The organism is Pseudomonas sp. S3_A09 (assembly GCF_054668065.1).
On the sequence record NZ_CP162752.1, the window covers coordinates 5,001,820 to 5,022,263 of the forward strand.

Annotated in this window: 20 protein-coding genes and 2 pseudogenes; 12 read left to right on the forward strand and 10 right to left on the reverse strand. The window is 60.9% G+C overall.

Annotated elements, in window-relative coordinates:
• Positions 1-137: 137 nt before the first annotated feature.
• The 4 genes from AB4N92_RS23490 to AB4N92_RS23505 all read right to left on the reverse strand — a co-directional run bounded on the left by AB4N92_RS23490 (position 138) and on the right by AB4N92_RS23505 (position 4,869).
• Positions 138-1,040, reverse strand: coding sequence for an amino acid metabolite efflux pump (locus AB4N92_RS23490; protein ID WP_010211120.1), 903 nt, complete (start codon positions 1,038-1,040; stop codon positions 138-140).
• A 53-nt stretch (positions 1,041-1,093) separates the two neighbouring features.
• Complete coding sequence (gene asnB / locus AB4N92_RS23495; RefSeq protein ID WP_021493297.1) at positions 1,094-2,998, reverse strand: asparagine synthase (glutamine-hydrolyzing); 1,905 nt, start codon at positions 2,996-2,998, stop codon at positions 1,094-1,096.
• 45 nt (positions 2,999-3,043) lie between these two features.
• The gene (locus AB4N92_RS23500; RefSeq protein WP_010211118.1) at positions 3,044-4,003 is read right to left on the reverse strand and encodes a diiron oxygenase; all 960 of its coding nucleotides are present in this window, start codon (positions 4,001-4,003) and stop codon (positions 3,044-3,046) included.
• A gap of 80 nt (positions 4,004-4,083) precedes the next feature.
• The gene (locus tag AB4N92_RS23505; RefSeq protein ID WP_010211117.1) at positions 4,084-4,869 is read right to left on the reverse strand and encodes a crotonase/enoyl-CoA hydratase family protein; all 786 of its coding nucleotides are present in this window, start codon (positions 4,867-4,869) and stop codon (positions 4,084-4,086) included.
• Positions 4,870-4,976: 107 nt separating this feature from the next.
• Between AB4N92_RS23505 and AB4N92_RS23510 the strand changes: the two genes are divergently transcribed.
• The 3 genes from AB4N92_RS23510 to AB4N92_RS23520 all read left to right on the forward strand — a co-directional run bounded on the left by AB4N92_RS23510 (position 4,977) and on the right by AB4N92_RS23520 (position 8,795).
• Positions 4,977-5,774: an AraC family transcriptional regulator gene (locus AB4N92_RS23510; protein WP_198831590.1), complete on the forward strand. Its 798-nt coding sequence runs from the start codon at positions 4,977-4,979 to the stop codon at positions 5,772-5,774.
• Between the two features lie 103 nt (positions 5,775-5,877).
• The gene (locus AB4N92_RS23515; RefSeq protein WP_236266772.1) at positions 5,878-7,431 is read left to right on the forward strand and encodes a DUF726 domain-containing protein; all 1,554 of its coding nucleotides are present in this window, start codon (positions 5,878-5,880) and stop codon (positions 7,429-7,431) included.
• A 41-nt stretch (positions 7,432-7,472) separates the two neighbouring features.
• On the forward strand, positions 7,473-8,795 hold the full coding sequence (locus tag AB4N92_RS23520; protein ID WP_010211114.1) for an Nramp family divalent metal transporter: 1,323 nt from the start codon (positions 7,473-7,475) through the stop codon (positions 8,793-8,795).
• Between the two features lie 12 nt (positions 8,796-8,807).
• On the opposite strand, the gene AB4N92_RS23525 is transcribed toward AB4N92_RS23520, so the two are convergent.
• The gene (locus AB4N92_RS23525; RefSeq protein ID WP_021493295.1) at positions 8,808-9,740 is read right to left on the reverse strand and encodes a LysR family transcriptional regulator; all 933 of its coding nucleotides are present in this window, start codon (positions 9,738-9,740) and stop codon (positions 8,808-8,810) included.
• A gap of 118 nt (positions 9,741-9,858) precedes the next feature.
• Here AB4N92_RS23525 and AB4N92_RS23530 point away from each other — a divergent pair.
• The 3 genes and pseudogenes from AB4N92_RS23530 to AB4N92_RS23540 all read left to right on the forward strand — a co-directional run bounded on the left by AB4N92_RS23530 (position 9,859) and on the right by AB4N92_RS23540 (position 11,063).
• A pseudogene (locus tag AB4N92_RS23530) lies at positions 9,859-10,346 on the forward strand (DMT family transporter).
• Positions 10,347-10,350: 4 nt separating this feature from the next.
• Positions 10,351-10,803, forward strand: a complete 453-nt coding sequence (locus tag AB4N92_RS23535) for a DMT family transporter (RefSeq protein WP_010211110.1) — start codon at positions 10,351-10,353, stop codon at positions 10,801-10,803.
• A gap of 89 nt (positions 10,804-10,892) precedes the next feature.
• A complete protein-coding gene (locus AB4N92_RS23540) occupies positions 10,893-11,063 on the forward strand; it encodes a metallothionein (protein ID WP_010211108.1) in 171 nt (56 codons plus the stop codon).
• Between the two features lie 29 nt (positions 11,064-11,092).
• On the opposite strand, the gene AB4N92_RS23545 is transcribed toward AB4N92_RS23540, so the two are convergent.
• Positions 11,093-11,365 (reverse strand): hypothetical protein, encoded by a 273-nt coding sequence (locus AB4N92_RS23545; RefSeq protein WP_010211107.1) that lies wholly within the window; start codon positions 11,363-11,365, stop codon positions 11,093-11,095.
• A 146-nt stretch (positions 11,366-11,511) separates the two neighbouring features.
• Between AB4N92_RS23545 and AB4N92_RS23550 the strand changes: the two genes are divergently transcribed.
• The 3 genes from AB4N92_RS23550 to AB4N92_RS23560 all read left to right on the forward strand — a co-directional run bounded on the left by AB4N92_RS23550 (position 11,512) and on the right by AB4N92_RS23560 (position 13,529).
• Positions 11,512-12,276: an AraC family transcriptional regulator gene (locus AB4N92_RS23550; protein ID WP_154846892.1), complete on the forward strand. Its 765-nt coding sequence runs from the start codon at positions 11,512-11,514 to the stop codon at positions 12,274-12,276.
• An 89-nt stretch (positions 12,277-12,365) separates the two neighbouring features.
• On the forward strand, positions 12,366-12,539 hold the full coding sequence (locus tag AB4N92_RS23555) for a DUF1427 family protein (protein ID WP_010211105.1): 174 nt from the start codon (positions 12,366-12,368) through the stop codon (positions 12,537-12,539).
• Positions 12,540-12,569: 30 nt separating this feature from the next.
• Entirely contained in the window at positions 12,570-13,529 is a 960-nt protein-coding gene (locus AB4N92_RS23560; RefSeq protein WP_044287004.1) for a quinone oxidoreductase family protein, read from the forward strand.
• Positions 13,530-13,538: 9 nt separating this feature from the next.
• Here the strand turns inward: AB4N92_RS23560 and AB4N92_RS23565 are convergent, their stop codons facing one another.
• The 3 genes from AB4N92_RS23565 to AB4N92_RS23575 form a co-directional block, all read right to left on the reverse strand.
• A complete protein-coding gene (locus AB4N92_RS23565) occupies positions 13,539-14,567 on the reverse strand; it encodes a purine-nucleoside phosphorylase (RefSeq protein WP_045792269.1) in 1,029 nt (342 codons plus the stop codon).
• A gap of 14 nt (positions 14,568-14,581) precedes the next feature.
• A complete protein-coding gene (locus AB4N92_RS23570) occupies positions 14,582-15,529 on the reverse strand; it encodes a nucleoside-specific channel-forming protein Tsx (RefSeq protein WP_021493292.1) in 948 nt (315 codons plus the stop codon).
• Positions 15,530-15,684: 155 nt separating this feature from the next.
• On the reverse strand, positions 15,685-16,623 hold the full coding sequence (locus tag AB4N92_RS23575; protein ID WP_154846881.1) for an AraC family transcriptional regulator: 939 nt from the start codon (positions 16,621-16,623) through the stop codon (positions 15,685-15,687).
• A 211-nt stretch (positions 16,624-16,834) separates the two neighbouring features.
• Here AB4N92_RS23575 and AB4N92_RS23580 point away from each other — a divergent pair, with 211 nt between their 5' ends.
• Together AB4N92_RS23580 and AB4N92_RS23585 are read left to right on the forward strand one after the other, a co-directional pair.
• Positions 16,835-18,145 carry an ABC transporter substrate-binding protein gene (locus AB4N92_RS23580; protein WP_010211100.1) on the forward strand — a complete coding sequence of 437 codons (1,311 nt, stop codon included), beginning with the start codon at positions 16,835-16,837 and terminating at the stop codon, positions 18,143-18,145.
• 18 nt (positions 18,146-18,163) lie between these two features.
• On the forward strand, positions 18,164-18,937 hold the full coding sequence (locus tag AB4N92_RS23585; RefSeq protein ID WP_187517137.1) for an L-iditol 2-dehydrogenase: 774 nt from the start codon (positions 18,164-18,166) through the stop codon (positions 18,935-18,937).
• A gap of 18 nt (positions 18,938-18,955) precedes the next feature.
• Here the strand turns inward: AB4N92_RS23585 and AB4N92_RS23590 are convergent, their stop codons facing one another.
• Positions 18,956-19,648, reverse strand: a complete 693-nt coding sequence (locus AB4N92_RS23590) for an NUDIX hydrolase (protein ID WP_021493289.1) — start codon at positions 19,646-19,648, stop codon at positions 18,956-18,958.
• Positions 19,649-19,795: 147 nt separating this feature from the next.
• Here AB4N92_RS23590 and AB4N92_RS23595 point away from each other — a divergent pair.
• Positions 19,796-20,442: pseudogene (locus AB4N92_RS23595) on the forward strand (nicotinamidase).
• The last annotated feature ends 2 nt before the right edge of the window (positions 20,443-20,444 follow it).

Sequence of the window (20,444 nt, forward strand, 5' to 3'; positions counted from 1 at the left end):
GCGTAGGGGATCTGGAACTCATCGTCCCAGCCCCCGTGGCCTGAGGTTTGCACGCGATGAGCGACTTTTATCGCCGGCGAATCATGCAGGTGCTCGCGCAGCCCATACGCGAACAAAATCCCGAATTCATGCCATGACTATCTATCCATGTGGGCAATCGGCTGCGGTTCCACGGGCGCGAGATTGACTGGCCTGCGGTACAGGCCCACCGCCAGGCCAACAATGATGATCCCGATCGAGATCAGGTTCGGTGTGGAAATGCGCTCGTCGAGGATCAGCATCGAACTGGTGATACCAAACACCGGAATCAGCAACGACAGCGGCGCCACGGTGGACACCGGGTACAGCTTGAGCAGCGAGTTCCAGCCCCAGTAGGCAAAGTGCGTGGCCAAGTAGACCTGGAACAGGATCGAGAGGATCGCCGTCAGGTCGAGGCTGCTTTGCAAACCTTCGAATGCCGCGCTGCCGTGCATCAGCCAGGCGGTGAGGAACAGCGGGATCGGCGGGATCAGGCTGGCCCACACCATGAACGAGAAGATCTCCTTGACCCCGGATTTCTTGATGATCACGTTGCCTACGCTCCAGGCCACCGCACTGAGTACGATCAGCAGGACGCCCAGCACCGCATGGTTGCCTTCCTGAGTGGAGATGATCCCGGCCAGGCCAATCAAGGCCAGCACGGCGCCGATCATCTGCGCACCACGGATTTTCTCCTTGAACAGCACAAAGCCCCAGCCCATGGTGAAGAACACGCTGAGCTGAATGATCAACGACGCAATACCGGGACTCACGCCCACCTGGATGCCGTAGTTGATCACGCCCCACATGCCCAGCCCGAAGATAAAGCCGTAGGCGGCCACGTAGCTGAACTTGACGGCGGGGCGTTTGATAAAGAACACCAGGGGCAGGGCGGCGAGGGCAAAGCGGATGCCCGTGAGTACAAACGGATCGATGGCGCGCAGGCCCAGTTTGGTGATCGGGAAGTTGACCCCCCACACCAGGGTAACGAGCACGGCCAGAAACAAATGTTTTTTCAGCATGGACCCTCCTTGGGTCAGGCGGCACAGCGCGATCGCGATGTGCCGCCGGGCAGTCAGTTCAAGGCGAAGCGTTTTTGCATCAGGCACAGCCCGGCGATTTCCATCAGCAGGTTGTCTGCCGAGGCGCGTTGGGCGGTGGACAAGCTTGGCAGGGTTGCCAGCAACGCGCGCACTTTACGCGGATCGAAGAACGGCACGTTATTCAATGCCGGGCCGCTCAACACATCGTTGATCATTTCATACAGCTTCGATTGCGGGCTTTCGGACGCCGGTGGCGCGCGGAAGTACTGCTTCTTGCGATCCAGCACAGCCTGGGGCACGTAAGGGCGCATGGCTTCGCGCAGGGCGTACTTTTCGGTGGCGCCGCGTACTTTCATGTTCACCGGCAGGCGGCACGCGGCCTCGATCACTTGGTGATCGAGCAGCGGTGGGCGGCCTTCCAGGCTGCCGGCCATTTCCATGCGGTCACCCAGGGAGGTGAGCACCACGTTGGGCAGGCTGGACTTGGCGACCATGTACAACGAGCGGTTCACCGGCTCCCAGCCGTTGAGTGCCCGTGGGCTCAGACGGTCGTAGAACTCGCGATAGGCATCGGTATGGCTGAAACGCTCATGGAAATCGTCGCTGTACAGCTGCGCCAGGGGGCCGAACAACGCCGATTGAGTTTGCAGCCAGGACACGCCGTGGCCCAGTTCGTCCTGTACCCATTTCACGTCATTCTTGCCGCCAGGCAGGTAGCGGTCTTCACTGGCGTGCAGGCGTCGGCTGAGTTCGGCAATCGCCGACGGGTCCTGGTTTTCATGGTTGTACAGCACCATGTCGCGACGATAATGCGGGTAGCCGCCGAAGACTTCGTCGGCGCCTTCACCGGTCAGTACGGCGCGCATGCCCTGGTTCTGCACGTATTTGCACAGCAGGTACTTGGCCACGCTGTGAGCGTTGGCGAAGGGTATTTCGGCGTGCCAAAGGGCATTTTCGAAGTTGTCCGCCATGTCGGAAGAGTTCACCGACAGCACGTTGAGGTGGGCACGGTTATGCCGGGCGGCCACTTCGGCGTACTGGCGTTCGTCGTAGGCTTGCTCGCCCTCGAAAGACAAGTGGAACGCCTGCAAAGATTGGCCGGTCAACTCGGTGGCGATGCCCAGCATGGCCGACGAATCGAGGCCGCCGCTAAGGCACACGCCCACCGGCACATCGGCGTGCAGGCGCAGGCGTACGGACTCCTCGATGGTGTTACGCAGGGACTCGATCATCTCGGCTTCGCTGCGCTGTTCGGTCGCCTCGGCATCCGGGAAGTCCCAGTCCCAGTACTGTTCGGTCTGCAGGCCGCTTTCGTCGGCGATAATCCAGCAACCCGGTTTCACGCTGCGGATGTTGTTGAACACGGTACGGTCGCGCAGGATAAAGCCGCGATTGGCGTAGGCTTCGTGGTCCCACTGTGCCGGCACGCCGGCTGCAAGCAAGGCTTTGATCTCGGACGCGAAGTACCAGGCACCTTCATGTTCGGTGTAGTACAGCGGCTTGACGCCCACCCGGTCGCGCACGGCAAACAGCTTTTTGCGCAAGCGATCGAAAATCAGGATGGTGAACTCGCCGCGCAGTTGTTTGAGGCCACGCACGCCATGGCGGCGGTACAAGTGCATGGCGATCTCGCTGTCGGACGAGGTCTTGAAGCGGCAACCGTAGCCTTCCAGCTCGGTGCGGATGCGTTGATAGTCATAGAACTCGCCGTTGACCATCATCACCAGGTCGCCTTCGTCGGCAACGATAGGCTGGGTGCCGTTACCCAGGCCGACCAGGCCCAGGCGTACGTAACCAAAGGCCGCTTGGCCCTTGGGGTCGAACCATTGGCTGGAGCTGTCCGGGCCGCGATGATGGATGGCACGCAGGGCGGCATCGAACATGTTCGGGTTGAACGCACGAGGTTGTTTGGCAAAGACGCCAATGTATCCACACATGACAATTACTCTATTGAATTTGTAGTGATCAGCAGCACGCTGGTTTCAAACGGTGGTGACCGGTTCGTTCATCACCTGCAACTCGGGCAGCACCACTTCGGGGTGTATGCCGATGGAGCTGAGGATCTCGGGCATGGCCGAGTAGTCCGCTTCGCCGGTCTCGGTAAATTGAGTCGGTAGCAGCAGCGATGGATCGCCGAATACTTCGAGCAGTTGCGGCAGGATGATTCGCCACGCTGAAATCTCGCGCATCGGGAAGATCCGGATGGAGTTGGCGATGCCGCGGGTGAACAAGGCGGTTTGCTGCGCGGTGAAGCCACCGACGACCTGCTGCACGAACAGCGGAAAGATGTGTTTGTGCACCAGTTCGTCTTTTTTGTGCAGGGCTACCACATGGCGGAACACCGGCTGGATGTCCGGCGCGTTGCTGAGGTCGGCCAGGTAGTCGCTGATGAATGTCTCCGAGACCAGCGAGAAGGCCAGGCGATAGATCTTGAAATCCGCCTCGGACAAGGTGGCCTGGGCCTGGCTCAGGTGGCGGGTCAGTTCCAGCTCCGGCCATTTGATGCGCATGCCGCGTTGGGTGATCGCCAGCTCACACATGTTGATCGAAAACAGCGTGTGATAAGCCTCATCCGCCAGGGTTTCAGAAATCGTCGCGGCGCTGGCGGAGCTCAGGCGCGAGCCCAGCTGCAGCAGGTCGATGCAGGACGGGCAGATGATCTCGGTTTCGATGGCGATGGTTTTCTGGTTGTAGATCACCCAGCCGGCCGACAGGATCAGCAGCTTCAGGGCATGGGGGTAAGCCTGGTAATGCGGGTCATGGGCGAAAGGTAACAGGGCCTCGAGAAAGTCCGGCGCCTGCAGGTCCAGCTGGATATCCGGGCGTTGGGAATCGAGCTTGATCTGTGCGCGTTTATGCCAGCTGCGTTCGATTTTGATCAATCGTTCATCGGTCGCGTCATTGCTGCGATAAAGATCGTCTTGAGTGCTGTGCTGAAACATGGTTTCACCGGGTTAATAGTGAGTTGTGACGGCCATCCATGGTTTGCCGAGGTGTGCCCGGCAACGTTCACGACCGGGAGTTACACCGCTGGCGCGGTCTGGATCTTGTCCTTCTTGCGATCCAGGAAGTCGGCCAGGCGATCCTGTGTGCGGATGTCGGAAGACACCACGGCGGCGATCAAGGCTTCCGTCATCAGGCCGTCCTGCTGGCTCTGATCGACAATGCGTGGCAACACATGGGTCACCGCGTAGTTGGTCATGGGCAGGTTGCCGGCGATCTTGTGTGCCAACTCGGTGGCCTTGAGTAACGCCTGGCCGACCGGCACCAGGTACTGGGCCACGCCGCGTTCATAGCTTTCCTTGGCGTAGAGCGTGCGGCCAGTGAGCATCATGTCGGTCATCAGGGCGATGCCGGCGATACGTGGGAAGCGTACCGAGGCGCCGACGCCGACATACAGGCCACGCATGGCTTCGGGCAGCGAGAAGAAGGCGCTGTCATCCACCACGCGCAAGCTGCAGGCGGTGGCGATTTCCAGGCCGCCACCGATGGCGGCACCGGTAATGGCGGCTACCACGGGCACCTTGCCAAACTGGATCAGTTCGAAGGTCTTGTGCCATTCGCGGAAGGCCTGGACGTTATCGATGACCGATTGGTCGCGGATTTCCGACAGGTCCAACCCCGTGCAGAAATGCTGGCTGGTGCTGTAGAGCACGGCGGCACCAATGCCGTCGGGTATGTTGGTGAAGGTATCGCGCAGTTCGTGCATCACTTCCAGAGACATCGCGTTTCGCTTCTGCGGGCGGTTGAGACCCACCATCAAAACGGCGCCGTCTACGCTTACGTCCAAGTAGTTTTTGCCACTCATTTTCCGAATATCCCTTCGATATGAACCCAACTTGGGGAGCGACGATTCTAGGTGGCAGAGTGATGGCCCGCTTGCTATGTCAGGTCATACTTTGACAAAATTGGGCCATGCCACCGACCTTCAGTTTTTCTCCTTATGAACCCGATAGCCCCGAAGCGGTGGTGACGCTGCGCGAGTACCCGTCCGGTACGGTGTTTCCACGGCATACCCACCGGCGCGGGCAGTTCGCCTATGCGTCCACCGGCGCGTTGAAAATGTTCACTGACCTCGGCAATTGGGTCGTGCCGCCGCAGCGCGCCATTTGGGTGCCGGCCGGGATATCCCATGAGATGCACATGCGCGGCGACGTGGTGATGCTCAATACCTACCTGAATGACGACGCGGCCCAACGCGCCGGGTTGCAGGACTATTGCCAGGTATTTGGTGTCTCGCCGCTGTTGCGCCATCTATTGGAGGCGGCGCTGGCGATTGGGCCATCGGCGTCGCCGAGCGTGCGCGATCGGTGTGTGCTGACCCTGCTGATCGATGAAATCGGCGCCATGCCCGAGTTGCCCCTCAGTGCGCCATTGCCCTCCGAAGCGCGGCTGGCCCGTTCTTGTCAGCGTTTCCTTGAGGCACCGACGCAGAAAATTTCCATCTGCGAGATGGCCGACTGGTCGAGCATGAGCCGGCGCACCTTTACCCGTAACTTCCGTGAATGCACCGGCATGACCTTTGTGTCATGGCGCCAGCAGGTGTGCCTGTTGGAAGCGACGGCGCGGCTCAGTCATGGCTCGTCCATTACCGATGTGGCGTTCGAGTTGGGGTTCAGCAGCTCCAGCGCGTTCACCTCGGTGTTTCGCCGTAACCTGGGCGACTCACCGGCGCGTTACCTGGCCAAATCCAAGGCTGCTTCCATCTTCTGAAAGAAAGGGGGGGCCAACGCGGTGCCTTTTCCCCCAGCGGTACGACGTTGAGCCGTGGCCTTTGTTACTATCGCCGTCCCTTGTCACCCGGAGTCACCGGCCCATGCAACACCAGTGGGATGAAATGCACCGCACCCGCAAGCCCACGTTCCTGATGTGCGGTGAGCCTCAGGGCGATGTGCTTAATCTCTATGTCCACGGCTATTCGGCGTTCTTCAACCGGCAACAACTGGGCAGCTTCAAGGCACAGTTGGCGGGTATCGAAGGCTCCACCAACCTGATGTTGTTCTGGCCGGCGGGGCATTTCCTGGAGAACCTGTTTGCACCGTTCAAGGATGTGATCGGCGCGATGCTCGGCGGCGGCAGCCTGGGCGCGGCGACTGTCGGGTTGGGCAAGGCGATTGCGTATTTCCTCGACCACTACAAAAGCGTCGAGGCCCATGTGGACGAGGTCGCCAGGAGCCTGCTGCCGGAACTGGCTCACTACCTGCACAGCGAGTCCCTGGCAGTCCGGCGTATCAACCTGATCGGCCATTCCCTTGGCGCACGCATTCTGGTCAAGAGCCTGCTCGCCAGCCCCGACACCGCCCGCGAACTGCCATTGGACAATCTGCTGTTGATGGGCGGGGCAATCTGTACGTCGAGCCCGTGGGATGATGTATCAGCGCCGCTCAACGGGCGTGTGATCAACTGCCACTCCAGCAAAGACTGGGCGCTGGCGCTGAAACCGGATACTGAGCGTTGCATCGGTCGCTATGCGATCCCGGTGACGCCGGCGCTCAAGGCCAAGGTCACCAACGTGCACCTGGCGACCTTCGATCACGCCGCCTATTGGCCGCAGTTGCAGACGGTGGTGCAGTACACCGACCTGCTGCACGAGCGACGCGGCATGATCCGCTCCGACCAGCGCAGCGCTGAAGTGCGTTTTGCCGAAGAGGACGCGGAGTTGTTCCCGGCGTTGGTACAGGCGCGACCTGAAGAGTTGAAATTCCTCGCCGAACTGATGGCGCAAAAACGCAGTGCATCCATAGACGCCACTGCGCGCGAGCCGCTCAAGCTGGCCATTGAGTTGCAGCGCATGGGCGGCGATACCTTTATGAACCTGGCCCGAGGCCATGGCGTGAGTTACCGCCAGATCGCTGAAGATGTGGTGCAGCGGCTGGGGATCAAGTTCGATGAGCCTCTTGATAGTGTCGCGCTGGCCGATCTTGAAACCGAGGTCGCCGAAAAACTCATCGAACAGTACAAAGACAAGCTCAGCAGCGCGGATCGGCAGGTATTCGACGCCGAACTCAAGGCCGCCGCGCAAAAGGAGCAGGGGCTGTTCAGTCGTTTTGACGTAGGCCGGTCGGCCACCACCGCGTTGAGCGGTACGGCGCTGGCCGGGCTGACCGGGTTTATCCTGCGTCGCGGTGCGGCCACGGCGATTCCGGTGGTGGGGCAGGCGGTGGCGGCGGCGATGCTATTGGTCAGCGGCGTGCGCGCGTTTTCCGGCCCGGCGTATTCGATCACCACGCTGGCGGTGCTGGTGGTCGGCGTGATTCGCCAGCGCATGGAGCGTGAAGCGCTGAACCAGGAGATGGACCTGGTGGTGCAAGTGGTCGAAGCGTTCGACCTGCCGCGGGACACGGTGATGCGCACCGTCGCGTCCGACTGATAAGCTGCGCCTCTATCGAGAGTGTTTGCCTGGGATACCGCGTGAAATTCAGCCTGCCAAAAATCGCTACTGCCCCATTTTGCCCGCCGGAAGTGGCCGGTTCCGTTGCCGTTGATCCCAAGGCTTCGTTTTTCAAGCGCGCGCTGATGTTCGCCGGCCCAGGCCTGCTGATCTCCATTGGCTACATGGACCCCGGCAACTGGGCCACGGCCATCGAGGCGGGCTCACGCTACGGTTATAACCTGTTGTTCGTGGTGCTGCTGGCCAGCCTGGCGGGGATGGCGGTGCAGTGCCTGTGCTCGCGGCTGGGCATCGCCACCGGCAAGGACCTGGCGCAGCTATGCCGCGAGCGCTACAGCAGGCGGTCTGCACGCACCCAGTGGGTGTTGGCGGAAATCTCCATCGTCGCCACCGACCTTGCCGAAGTGCTGGGCTGTGCCCTGGCATTCCACTTGCTGCTGGGGGTGTCGCTGACCACCGGCATTGTCATTACTGCCTTCGACACGCTGCTGATCCTGGCCCTGCAGAACCGGGGTTTCCGTCGTCTGGAAGCGATCATGCTGGCACTGGTAGCGACGATCGGCGTGTGTTTCTTCATCGAACTGGTATTGATCAAACCGTACTGGCCTGACGTGTTCAGCGGTTTTACTCCGTCACTGTCGGCCATCAGCGATGCTGCACCGCTGTACCTGGCCATCGGCATCCTCGGTGCCACGGTGATGCCGCATAACCTCTACTTGCACAGCTCCATTGTGCAAACTCGCCTGATTGGCAAGGATCTGGCCAGCAAACAGGACGCGGTCAAGTTGGCGCGTATCGACACCATTGGCTCGTTGGCCCTGGCCTTGTTGGTCAACGCCGCGATTCTGGTGCTCGCCGCCGCAGCCTTCCACAAGACCGGCCACACCGACGTGGTCGAGATTCAGGATGCCTATCACCTGCTTGATCCATTGGTCGGCGGTGCCTTCGCCAGCATCCTGTTTGGCATTGCCTTGCTGGCCTCTGGGCAGAGTTCCACCTTTACCGGCACCATCGCCGGGCAGGTGATCATGGAGGGCTACCTCAACCTGCGTATTCCTTGCTGGCAACGGCGTTTGATCACCCGTGGGCTGGCGTTGATCCCCGCGTTCCTGGGGGTATGGCTGATGGGCGACGATGCCATTGGCAAATTGCTGATCCTCAGCCAGGTGGTGCTCAGCCTGCAGTTGCCGTTTGCGCTGTATCCGTTGATTCGCATGACCGGCGACAAACAGCTGATGGGGCCGTTCGTGAATCGGCTGCCGACACGCTTGCTGGCGTGGTTTCTGTTTGCGCTGATCAGTGGGGCGAATGCCTGGCTGATTGGGCAATGGGTGTTTGGATAGACGCAACAAAGCTCACCGATCCCAATAAGGCACCCCGCCAAAGCACTCTACAAAGTAATCAATCACCGTCCGCACCTTCAGCGACAACCGTCGGCTCCCCGGCCACAGGGCTGCAATCTGCTGTGGCTCCAATGTTGTCGCCACTTCGTACTCCGTCAGCACCGCCTGCAAAGTGCCCGCGCGCAAACTGTCGCCGATCAACCAGGAAGGAAACACCACCAGTCCCAACCCTTGTTCGGCGGCGTGGGTGAGGGTGTCGGCATGGTTGCCGGTGATCGGGCCCTTGACGCTATAAGGTGCCCAGTCGCCCTGGCCCTTGCGGAAGAACCAGCGTTGCTGGCCGGTGATGCCTTTGTAGGCCAGGCACTGGTGGTTGATCAGTTCGTCAGGATGTTTGGGGGTGCCATGTCGGATCAGGTAGGCAGGGCTGGCGGCGATGCGAAAGCGTTGGGGAGCGAAGATGCGTGCCTGCATGCTGGAGTCGTTGAGCACACCGATGCGAAAGAGCAGGTCGGTGCCGTCTTGCAGCGGGTCGACGTAGGTGTCGGTTTGCTGGATATCCAATTGCAGTTTTGGATAACGCCGGCACAACTCGCCCAGCCAAGGGGAGAGATGGCGCTGCCCGAACACCATCGGCGCATTGATGCGCACCAGGCCGCTGGGCTCGCTTTCCTGTTCCTGCAGCGCCTGGCCGGCGGCTTCCAGTTGTTCCAGCATCAAGCGGGCATGTCGCCCGAGCAGGCGTCCGGCTTCGGTAGGGCTGACTGCGCGGGTGTGACGGTAGAGTAACTGCTGGCCGAGGGCCTGTTCCATCAGCTGGATCTGCCGGGAAATGGAGGAGGGCGCCAGGCCCTCACGGCGCGCCACTTCGGAAAAGCTGCCTAAGTCCAGCACGGCGACGAACAGGCGCAGTGCCTTGAAGCTCAGTTCATTCAAGCCTTGCATGGTGTCTCCAGGCTGTGCGTTTTGCGCAAAGGTGTTGTAGGCATGCTCCCATTTATCGCATAGGACTGCCACCGGATAATGCGCGCCATCCAATCCTTTGTTGATGTGCAGGTGATGTATGCAAGCGAGTTCCATTGAGGGTGTGGCGCACGCCAAGCCGAAAAAAATGTCCTGCGGCTACTGCTTTTGCCGCTGGTGATACTGGCTGGCATGGGATTGTCGATTGAAGCCGGCCTGCTCGGGCCATTGGGTGTGCAGGTCGGGCATTTGTGGGCGACATTGAGCATCTTTGGCGTGGGCTCGGCCATCCTGTTTCTGCTGCTGTTGTTCAGCGGCCCGCAAAAAGGCCCGGCACTCTCCGAGCTGCCACGTTGGCAGTTGATCGGCGGTTTCCTAGGGCCGATCTATGTGGTGGTGCTGACCCTGGCCACGCCCCATATCGGCATCGCGATGACCATGATCGCGATTCTCTCGGGTCAAGTTGGCAAGAGCGTGCTGATCGACCATTTCGGCTGGTTCGGCACGGCGCGCAAGCGGGTCAATGGCGAACGCTGGATCGCCTTGACCTTGATTGTGGTGGCACTTGTTCTGATTGCACGAGGTTAAGGCGATGAATCTGATTCTGTTACTGGTTGTTGTGGTCGCCGCAGGTGCGGTGTTGAGTGTGCAAGCCGCCATCAATGGTCGCTTGGGCCAGACGGTGGGTGTGTTGCGCGGCAGCCTGGTGACCTTTGTGGTCGGGGCGATTGTCACCGCGTTGTTGATTCTGTTCTTTGAGCCTGCCCAGGCGGTGAGCTTGCTGGAGGTGCCGAAATGGCAACTCACGGGGGCCTTGTTCGGCGTGGTGTACATGATGGTCATGGTCGGCGCAGTGCCTGTCGTCGGCACGGCGGTTGCGACGGTGGCGGTGATCGTCGGGCAATTGGGCATGGGCATGCTGATCGACAACTTTGGCTGGCTGGGCAACCCGGCGATTGAGTTGTCGGGGGCGCGGATCGTGGCGATGGTGTGCCTCGCCCTGGCCCTGGTGTTCATGTACCGCAGCAATACCCGCACCGACTGACGGTTTGAACCATCGCCGGCGGGCCGCAGTCACTGATTAAGGTGCCGGCGCCCGCCGCACCGGGACGACCATGAAAAAGGAGTCTGACTATGCCAGATAAAACCTGTGCCTGCCCACACTGCAAGTGTGTGCTGGGAGCTGACGCGGTAATGAAGGACGGCAAGGGCTATTGCTGTCAGGGCTGTGCGGAGCACCATGCCCATGGTGAGCCGTGTGCGGCGGCAACCGGCTGCGAGTGCGCCAAGTCCGCCAAAAGCTGACATGTTTGCGGGAGCCGGCCTGCCGGCTCCTATTGCCGCTCGAGTTCGAGCCGCAAGCTATGGTCCGCCAGGTTTCGACGATGCTTTACAACCCCGCTCGTGCGACGCCCCTCCAGCGCCAACACCACCGTTTGCGCATCACGTAGATCGTCCGGCAACGGTTGGAACACGTTGAGTACCGTCCAGCCAGGTTGATGTTGCACGCTCACTTGGCATTCGACATGCCGGGTAATCGGCCCGAACAGGGTGTCCTGGGTGTAGTCGATCTGTGCCTTGCCGTTGACCGATTGTGTTGAATCCATTGTCTCTCTCCTTGATCAAGCGGGTGGCGCGCGCTTCCGAGCTGCGCCGGTATAAGCCAATGATCCCCGCGGGTCGCAAAAATTCACTCGGATTGTCGGGCGGTGGTCATTACCATGGCGGCTCACCCTTGCTTGATGTGCACTCCATGGCCCTGGCTGCGCCGCCCGACCTCAGTGATCACGCCGTCCCCGTGCAGCCCCTGGCGCGCACTTATCCGCGTGGGCTGTACGTTGAACCCCATAGCCATGACTGGGGCCAATTGCTCTATGCCATGAGCGGCGTGATGTGGGTCGAGACACCGCGCGAAGCCCTGGTGGTGCCGCCACAACGCGCCGTTTGGCTGCCGCCCGGGGTGGCGCATGGGATTCGTGTGGTGTCGGATTTGCAGATGCGCAACATCTACCTGCGCCCGGCACTGGCGGCCACGTTGGACAGCCAGGTGCAGGTGATCGAAGTCGGTGGGTTGCTGCGTGAGTTGATCGTCACGCTGGTGGAGGAGGGCGATAGCGGCGAGGCGGCGTATTACGACGCCGTGGTCAGCCTGGCCTTGCTGGAGTTGCAGCGGGCGCGGCGTTCGCAGATCCGCATCGCCATGCCGGTGGGCGCTGACCGACGGCTGATCACTGCGTGCCAGGCCATCATGGCTGCGCCCTCCCTGGAGGTTGCTTTCGAACATCATGCCGAAACCGCCGGTGCCAGCGTGCGCACCTTGTCGCGACTGTTCCAGAACAGTTTGGGCATGGGCTTCGCCGAATGGCGCCGCCAGGTGCAATTGGCCACCGCAGTGGCGGAGTTGATCCAAGGCCAGTCTGTCAGTGCCATCGCGCGCTCCCTCGGTTACTCCCCCAGCAGTTTCAGCGACATGTTCCGCCGCGAACTCGGTGTGGCGCCTTCGCACTACGTCGACTGAGGGTTTGGCCGAAATCCTGAAACACTTGGCCGATGCTTCAGGAAGGTGCTCTCTACACTGAGCGCATTCACCTCTAAGGCACGGTCCTCATGAACTACCTGATTTCCCTCGCCATCGGTTTGTTTGTCGGCGTGATCTACGGCGCCTTGGATTTTCGCTCACCCGCACCGCCGGCCATCGCCCTGGTGGGCCTGATGGGCATGTTGCTGGGCGAAAAGCTCTGGCCCATGGGCCGGCAGCTGATAGGCGCCTGGTTCTCCTGATCTCTTTTTTCACTTCGATGGATATTGGCCATGAACGCACTGCAATTTTCCGCCACCGGTGACCTCGCCGCCCTCCACTTCGTTGACGTCGCCACTCCGGTGCCGGCTGCCGGTGAAGTGCTGGTGCAGATCAAGGCCGCCGGTCTTAACCCCAGCGACGTCAAAAACGTGCTCGGCCGCTTTCCCTACACCACATTGCCGCGCATTCCCGGCCGCGATTTTGCCGGGGTGGTGGTGGAGGGGCCGCAGGACCTGGTAGGCCAGGAAGTCTGGGGCACCGGCCGCGACCTGGGCTTTTTTGCCGACGGTTCCCACGCCCAATACCTCACCGTGTCGGCCAAGGGCGTGGCGCCTAAGCCCAGCCATCTGAGTTTTGCCCAGGCCGCCAGCCTCGGTGTGCCGTACACCACCGCCTGGGATGCGCTGGAACGCAGTGGCGTGACCAAGGGCACGCGCTTATTGGTGATGGGGGCCAATGGCGCCGTGGGCAGCGCAACCCTGGCCCTGGCGAAAATCCGTGGCGCACAGGTACTGGCCGCTGTGCGCCGGCCGGAGCAGGTCGAGGTATTGCAGGCGCAAGGTTTCGACGCGATGACCTTGGGTAAACCCGAAGACCTCGCTGTGCAGGTCAATGGGGTGTTCAAGGGCGGTGCCGATGTGATCTTCGACACCACCGGTTTCTGGCTACCGGCGGCCGTTTCCGCGTTGGCGCCGTTCGGACGCATCGCCATCATCGCTGCGCCGGGGGATGGCTATGTACAGTTACCCGCCCTGGCCTTGTATCGCAAAGGTGGCTCGGTAGTGGGGATCAATTCGTTGCTCTACACCTGCGAGCAATGCGCGGTGATGCTGGAGCAGTTCGGACGTTTCTTTGATGACGGCTTGCTGCCGCTGCCCACCGGCCTGCGTGAAGTGGCGCTGGCCGATGGGGTGCAGTGCTATGAGGCGGTGAATCAAGGCAGCGCAGACAAAATCATCCTCCTGCCTTGATCCTGTCGGTCATGCCTGCGGAACGCCTTTTTCCCAGGCTGACCAGTTCTTGAGGATTGCCTGTACCAACGGGTTGCCCGTGCGGTACAGGTTCTCCAGCGCTGGCACAAAACCGCCCTGATCCGCGTACTTCAGCAGGTTGTCCACTTCGCTGTAGCCAGGGTACGGACGGTCGAAGTCCGAGCCTGCACGTACCACCGCCAGGCGCTGGATATCCACCAGACCTTCGCGGCTGGCGCGCAGCAGTGCTTCGTAGGTGGAATTGTCTTCCTGCTGGGTGGTGCAGTATTCGCCTTTGTTGTCGGTCAGCAGCTTGGTCCAGACTTCGGCGCGTTCGCTCAGGCGCGTACCGGAAAACCAGGTGTTGCCCGCCAGGGTGTCGCAGCGGGTGACTTGCGGCGGCTGGTTGGCCGGCGCGGCGGGATAGTGTTTGCGCCAGGCGGCGGATTCCTTGCTTTCAGTGAGTTCGACGTTCTGCGACAAGGCGAATGCCTTGGCCTGCAACTTGGGGTTCAGCTCGAACACTTCGGTCTTGTAATCCAACGGGGGTTTCTCGTTGGGGCCTTTGGTGTTGATGCCGATGTAGCCCGTCGGCCAATCCTTGGGCGCGTCCCGCGAATCCAGCTCCCACTGGGTGCCGAACTCCACCAGGTAGTGGGCCCAGGCGGCGGTGCCGATGGTGCCGTGTTTGGGGCTGATGCCGGCGATCCCCGCGATCAGGAAGTAGCTCTTGCGCAAGTCGAATTTGGGCGACAACGCCAAGGCCAGCGTGGACGCGGCAGCGTTGGTCTGGCCCATGCCGGTGACCAACAGGCACACGTCCTGGGTGTTGCAGCGGATCACCGGGTATTCGGCGGACAGTCCTGGCACGCGCACTTCCTGCTTGAGTTCCAGGCGATCGATCCAGGTTTGCGCCTCGGGGGCGAACATGGTGATCAGCATGACCTTGGGTTTGATCGGCGCAGGTGTATCAGCCAGTACCACGTGGGGCAGCAAGGCCAGGCCGATGGCTATTGAGAGACGTGTAAACGCTTTCATCTAAAGCTCCTTTATCAGAATTGGTAGCCCACGCCGGCGTAGTAACCCCAGCCGTCGGAACGGGCGCGGAAGTTGCCTTCGCCGAAATTCAACTCACTGCCGTCTTCCCAGTTGCCGCCGTTATGGAAGTAACGGCCGACCAGGGTGAAGCGCAGGTGGGTAAACGAGTACAGCAGCACGTTGGTCGCCACCAGGGAGTTGGCGGTTCGCGCCGGGTTGTCCTTGTGCAGGTCGGAGCCGAAATCGTAGTTGGTAAAGCCGATGTAGGTCAGCGAGGCGCCGTTATCAAACTTGCCGATGGGCACGATGTACTTCATTTGCGCGCGGTAGCCGTCCCATGAATATTCATTGCTGGCGCCGTAGTTTTCCCACTGGTAGCGCCCGTAGAAATTGGCCGACAGGTTCACCCGCGAATGGGTGTCGATGTCGGTGCCGAGGCCGCTGTACAGGGTGTTGGCGCGGTTTTCCTTGCGGCTGCCGTGGTCGTAGATCCAGTCGAACGCCACGTACCATTCTTTGAATGGCCCGATCGCCAGGCTGCGGCCGGCCAGGTAGTCGATGGAGATACGGGGTTCGTGTTCCATGAACACCGGCGAACCATGGTCCCACACGCCTTTGTCATTACTGTTACCGATGGTGAGGATCTTCGGCACGTCGATATAGCCGTACAACTCGAAGGGCCCCTTGCGGCCGAAGTACTCGTATTCCAGGTAGATGTCATCCTGCGGCTTGGGGCCGAAGCTAATGTCTTTGCTGCCGATCAATGTCAGGTCCTGGTTGAACCAGTCCGACAGGTACACGCCTTTTTTCGCCGGGCTGGCTTCAGGGCTGAGGGTTTCGCCCTGTGCTGAGTCATCGATGGGTTTGGCCTGCGCCAAAATGGGGGCGCTGAGTACTCCCGTAACGGCGGCCAGTAGCAAGGAAACACCAAAGAGGGCAGGACGCCTTGAGGTGGAGTGCATTGAAAATCCCTATTCGTACGCGGTTTGAACCCGATGCTTCGGGTAAGGATGAACTTGGCAGGCAAGTTCGTACCGCAAACGTTTGCACAGGCTGTACCAAGTTTGCTCAATGGCTTGATCAAACTGAAAAAAACGCGATTTAGTCGACCTTTTGGTCAGAATTGACTGGGTGTCATTTTCTCACTGCACTGGAACAGATGCATCGCGGTTTCCCGTCGATAATCGCTCGGCGTCTGGTGCATCTCGATGCGAAAGTGCCGGTTGAAATTGGACAGGTTGGCGTAGCCCACTTCAAAGCAGATGTCCGCCACCGACATGTCGCTTTGCAACAGCAGCCGGCAGGCGCGCTGGACACGGAACTTGCGCATCAGGTCGATGAACCCGTGGCCGGTGTTGCGCTTGAAGAAACGTGAGAAGCCCGGCTCGCTCATCTCCAGTTGCTGTGCGATTACCGACAGGCGCACATCGCCGGTCAACTCGCGCATCAGATAATCGAACGCCTGGTTGATGCGTTCGGCGCTGCGTGCATCCAGCGTCGGCGCATAGCAGGGGCTGGCCAGGGCCTTGACCTGTTGCGTCGGGGCGTTCTTCAGGGTATCGAGCAGTTGCAGGAACAGGATCAAGCGTTGCAGGCCGTGGGCGGTGCCGATGGCTTCCATCAAGCGCGCAGCCTGCAACGCGGTGTCGCCAGTGAATTCCAGCCCGCGGCGGGCATGCTCGAACAGCGGTTGCAGGTCACCGAGCTCTGGCAGGGTTGTGCGCAGGGCGAGGAGGGCGGCGCCGTCGAATTGCAGTACCACATCGCGGCCGGTCAGGTAATCGCCGGGCGCCAGTTCGCCGATCCAGTCGTGGGGCAGGTCAGGGCCGATGAGGGCCACATGCCCGGCACTGAACGCACCGATGTAGTCGCCCGCTACCAGTTTGCCGCTGCCTTGACGGATCAGGTGGATTTCAAATTCGGGGTGGTGGTTCCAGCGCGCCAGGTCATAGGGGTAGTCGTGTTCAAACCAGCGAAAGCAATGCTCTGGCTCGGGCAGGATCACTTCGAGTTCGGCGGGGCGGTGCTCGAACAGCTTGGCGCGGCTGATGGGCATGGCGGGGATTCTTATGATGCTTGGAATCGCTCCAAAATACGCGCCTCGGACAGGGGCGCGCTACCCCTGGTTTTGCCTGGCACTGATACTTTTTTAACCTTCACACCAAGGTTAAAAAAGTACCACTCGCTCATCCTCCACGCGTTTGTGGGGGCTTGGTCAAGCTGCTGTAATCGGCCCTCAACAACAAAAACAACAGGTAGAAACCGCTATGTCCAAGCTCCCGCAAGCGTTGTTCCTGCTTTCCGGCCTGGCGCTGGCCATACCCAGCCACGCCGCCGACACCGTGACCATCGCCACGGTCAACAACAGCGACATGATCCGCATGCAGCGCCTGTCCAAGGTGTTCGAAGAGCAGCACCCGGACATCAAGCTCAACTGGGTGGTACTGGAAGAAAACGTGCTGCGTCAGCGCCTTACCACCGATATCGCCACCCAGGGCGGGCAGTTCGATGTGCTGACCATCGGCACCTACGAAACCCCATTGTGGGGCGCCAAGCACTGGCTGGAACCCTTGACTCAACTGCCGCCCGACTACGACGCCGACGACATCTTCCCTTCGGTGCGCCAGGGCCTGTCGGTCAACAACACCCTGTACGCCTTGCCGTTCTACGGCGAAAGCACCGTCACCTACTACCGCACCGACCTGTTCAAGCAGGCCGGGTTGAGCATGCCCGCGCATCCTACCTGGAGCCAGCTCGGCGAGTTCGCCGCCAAGCTCACCGCCAAGGACAAAGGCCAATACGGCATGTGCCTGCGCGGCAAGGCCGGCTGGGGTGAAAATATCGCCTTGCTGAGCACCATGGCCAACGCCTTTGGCGCACGTTGGTTCGACGAGCAGTGGAAGCCCGAGCTGACCAGTCCCGAGTGGACGGCGGCCGCCAACTTCTACGTCAACACCCTCAAGCAATATGGCCCGCCGGGCGTTTCCAGCAATGGTTTCAACGAAACCCTGGCACTGTTCAACAGCGGCAAATGCGCGATCTGGGTCGATGCCAGCGTCGCCGGCTCCTTCACCACCGACAAGAGCCAGAGCAAGGTCGCCGACAGCGTTGGTTTCGCCGCCGCGCCTACCGAAGTCACCGACAAAGGCTCGTCCTGGTTGTACGCCTGGTCCCTGGCGATTCCGGCCACCTCCAAGCACAAGGACGCCGCCAAGGCGTTCATCAGTTGGGCGACATCCAAGGACTACATCCAGTTGGTCGCCGACAAAGAAGGCATCACCAACGTACCGCCAGGCACTCGCCAGTCTACCTACAGCGAGGCGTACTTGAAGGCCGCACCGTTCGCCCAGGTGACCCTGGAGATGATGAAGCACGCCGACCCCGCGCATCCTTCGGCCAAGCCAGTGCCGTACGTGGGCATCCAGTACGTGACCATTCCCGAGTTCCAGGCGATTGGCACCTCGGTCGGCAAGCTGTTTTCGGCGGCGTTGACTGGCGGTATGTCGGTTGACCAGGCCTTGCTGGACGCCCAGTCCACCACCGAGCGCGAAATGAAACGCGCCGGCTACCCGAAATAACTTCAACAGGACTTTTCCATGAAACGACTTGAAGGCAAGAGCGCACTGATCACCGGTTCGGCGCGTGGTATCGGCCGCGCCTTTGCCCAGGCCTACATCGCCGAAGGCGCCACCGTGGCCATCGCCGACATCGACCTGCAACGGGCCCAGGCCACCGCCGCTGAGTTGGGCCCACAGGCCTATGCCGTCGCCATGGACGTCACCGATCAGGCGTCCATCGACGGCGCAATTACCGCGGTGGTCGCCCAGGCTGGCAAGCTCGATATCCTCATCAACAACGCCGCATTGTTCGACCTGGCGCCCGTCGTCGACATCACCCGCGACAGTTACGATCGGCTGTTCTCGATCAACGTCGCCGGCACGCTGTTCACCCTGCAGGCTGCGGCGCGGCAGATGATCAGGCAGGGCCACGGCGGCAAGATCATCAACATGGCCAGCCAGGCCGGGCGCCGGGGTGAGCCGTTGGTGGCGATCTACTGCGCGACCAAGGCGGCGGTGATCAGCCTGACGCAATCGGCGGGGTTGAACCTGATCAAGCAGGGGATCAACGTCAACGCCATCGCACCCGGTGTAGTGGATGGGGAGCATTGGGATGGCGTAGATGCATTGTTTGCCAAGCACGAGGGCCTGGCGCCGGGCGAGAAGAAGCAGCGCGTAGGGACGGAGGTGCCGTTTGGGCGCATGGGCACGGCGGAAGACTTGACGGGTATGGCAATCTTCCTGGCTTCCAAAGAGGCCGACTATGTGGTGGCCCAGACCTACAACGTCGACGGCGGCAACTGGATGAATTGAACTCCGGCAGCGAGTGTTTTACTCGGCAAAACTGCGGTCGAAGAAATAAATATCCCCGGGCTTCAGGTTTTCCACCGTTGCCTGGGGCCTGCCGCCTTCACCTTGCTTTTTACGCCCCGTCTCGCGCAAATACCCCGCCTCAGTCAGCTTCAGCAAGCGCTGACGAATACTGGTCTTCAACACCGGCCGCGCCAGCACCAGGGAAAAAATCGTGGTCGCTTCCGGCGCGCTGAACTCATTGCCCAGGAACATCAACGGCAAGCTGCTGTACAGCGACTTGGAGAACAAGCGTTCCTGCACGGCGGCCACGATGCTGTTGTGATCGAAGGGCAGCTTGATGCTGCCATCGGCCACTGCCTTCAGTGAAAACCAGTCTTGGTGCTCACCCAACTGCGTCTCATCGCTCACGATCGCCAGGTAATAGGTGGACGACGACCAGCAGCGCGGGTCGCGAAATGCATCGCCCACCGTACCCACTTGCTCGCTCCAGGCCAGGCTCAGCCCGACCTTGTCACTTGCACGCAAACGCTCCACCGCAGCCTGGAGGCTCAGATCTTGCACATCGCCATTCACCACCACACCCGGTAGCGCCCAATGCCCGGCGAACGGCTCGGCCTCGCGCTTGTTCAGCAACAGTTTCAGTTCGCCAGCGGCGCGGCAGTAAAACAGTACGCACAGGTCGACCGTGTGCAGGTAGGGGCTAAGGGGCATGTTGACGTCCTTCTAGACAGCTGTGGGGCACAGTCTAACGAATCGAGCAGATATGTCATGTACTGGCTCAAGCGTAGATAACCAAATGTTTCTTGCAATGAAAGTACATGACATGTACTTTTGTTTCCAGGCCACAGGAGAACCGCCATGACCCTCGCGAAAACTGCCATTGCTTCATTCGATGTCGACGCCCAGAAGAGCTTCACGCCACTGTGCCCCAACGAATTGCCGGTGGCCGGCGGCGACCAGATCGGTGCCGAGCTCAACTACATGGCCAGCCTGGCCGGCCATCGCGTCGGCAGCAAGGATGCCCACACCCCGCATGCGCCCTGGGTGGTGTCGCAGCACGGCGAGATGTTGCAACCCACCGGCCTGGCCCATGCCGATGTGACCTGGGTGAGCCATTGCGTACCGGGCACCGAGGGCTTCACCTTGCTGGACGCGTTGCCTACGCCCTATGACTATGACTACTTCATCTGGAAAGGTGTTGAACCCGACCTGCACCCCTACGGCGCCTGTTACCACGACCTGCACGACAAACTGTCCACCGGCGTGATCGAGTACCTGAACGCCCAAGGCGTGACCCGCGTGATCGTCGGCGGCCTGGCCCTGGACTACTGCGTCAAGACCACCGCATTGCAATTGCTCAAGGCCGGCCTGGAGGTGATCCTGCATTTGCCGGCATGCCGAGGTATCACGGAGGAGGGGGTGTGCAGGCGGTCAATGAGTTGCTCAAGGCTGGTGCCGTCATCAGCAGCACCCGCGAAGAACTGGCCGCGATGGCCGCGCGTTAAGG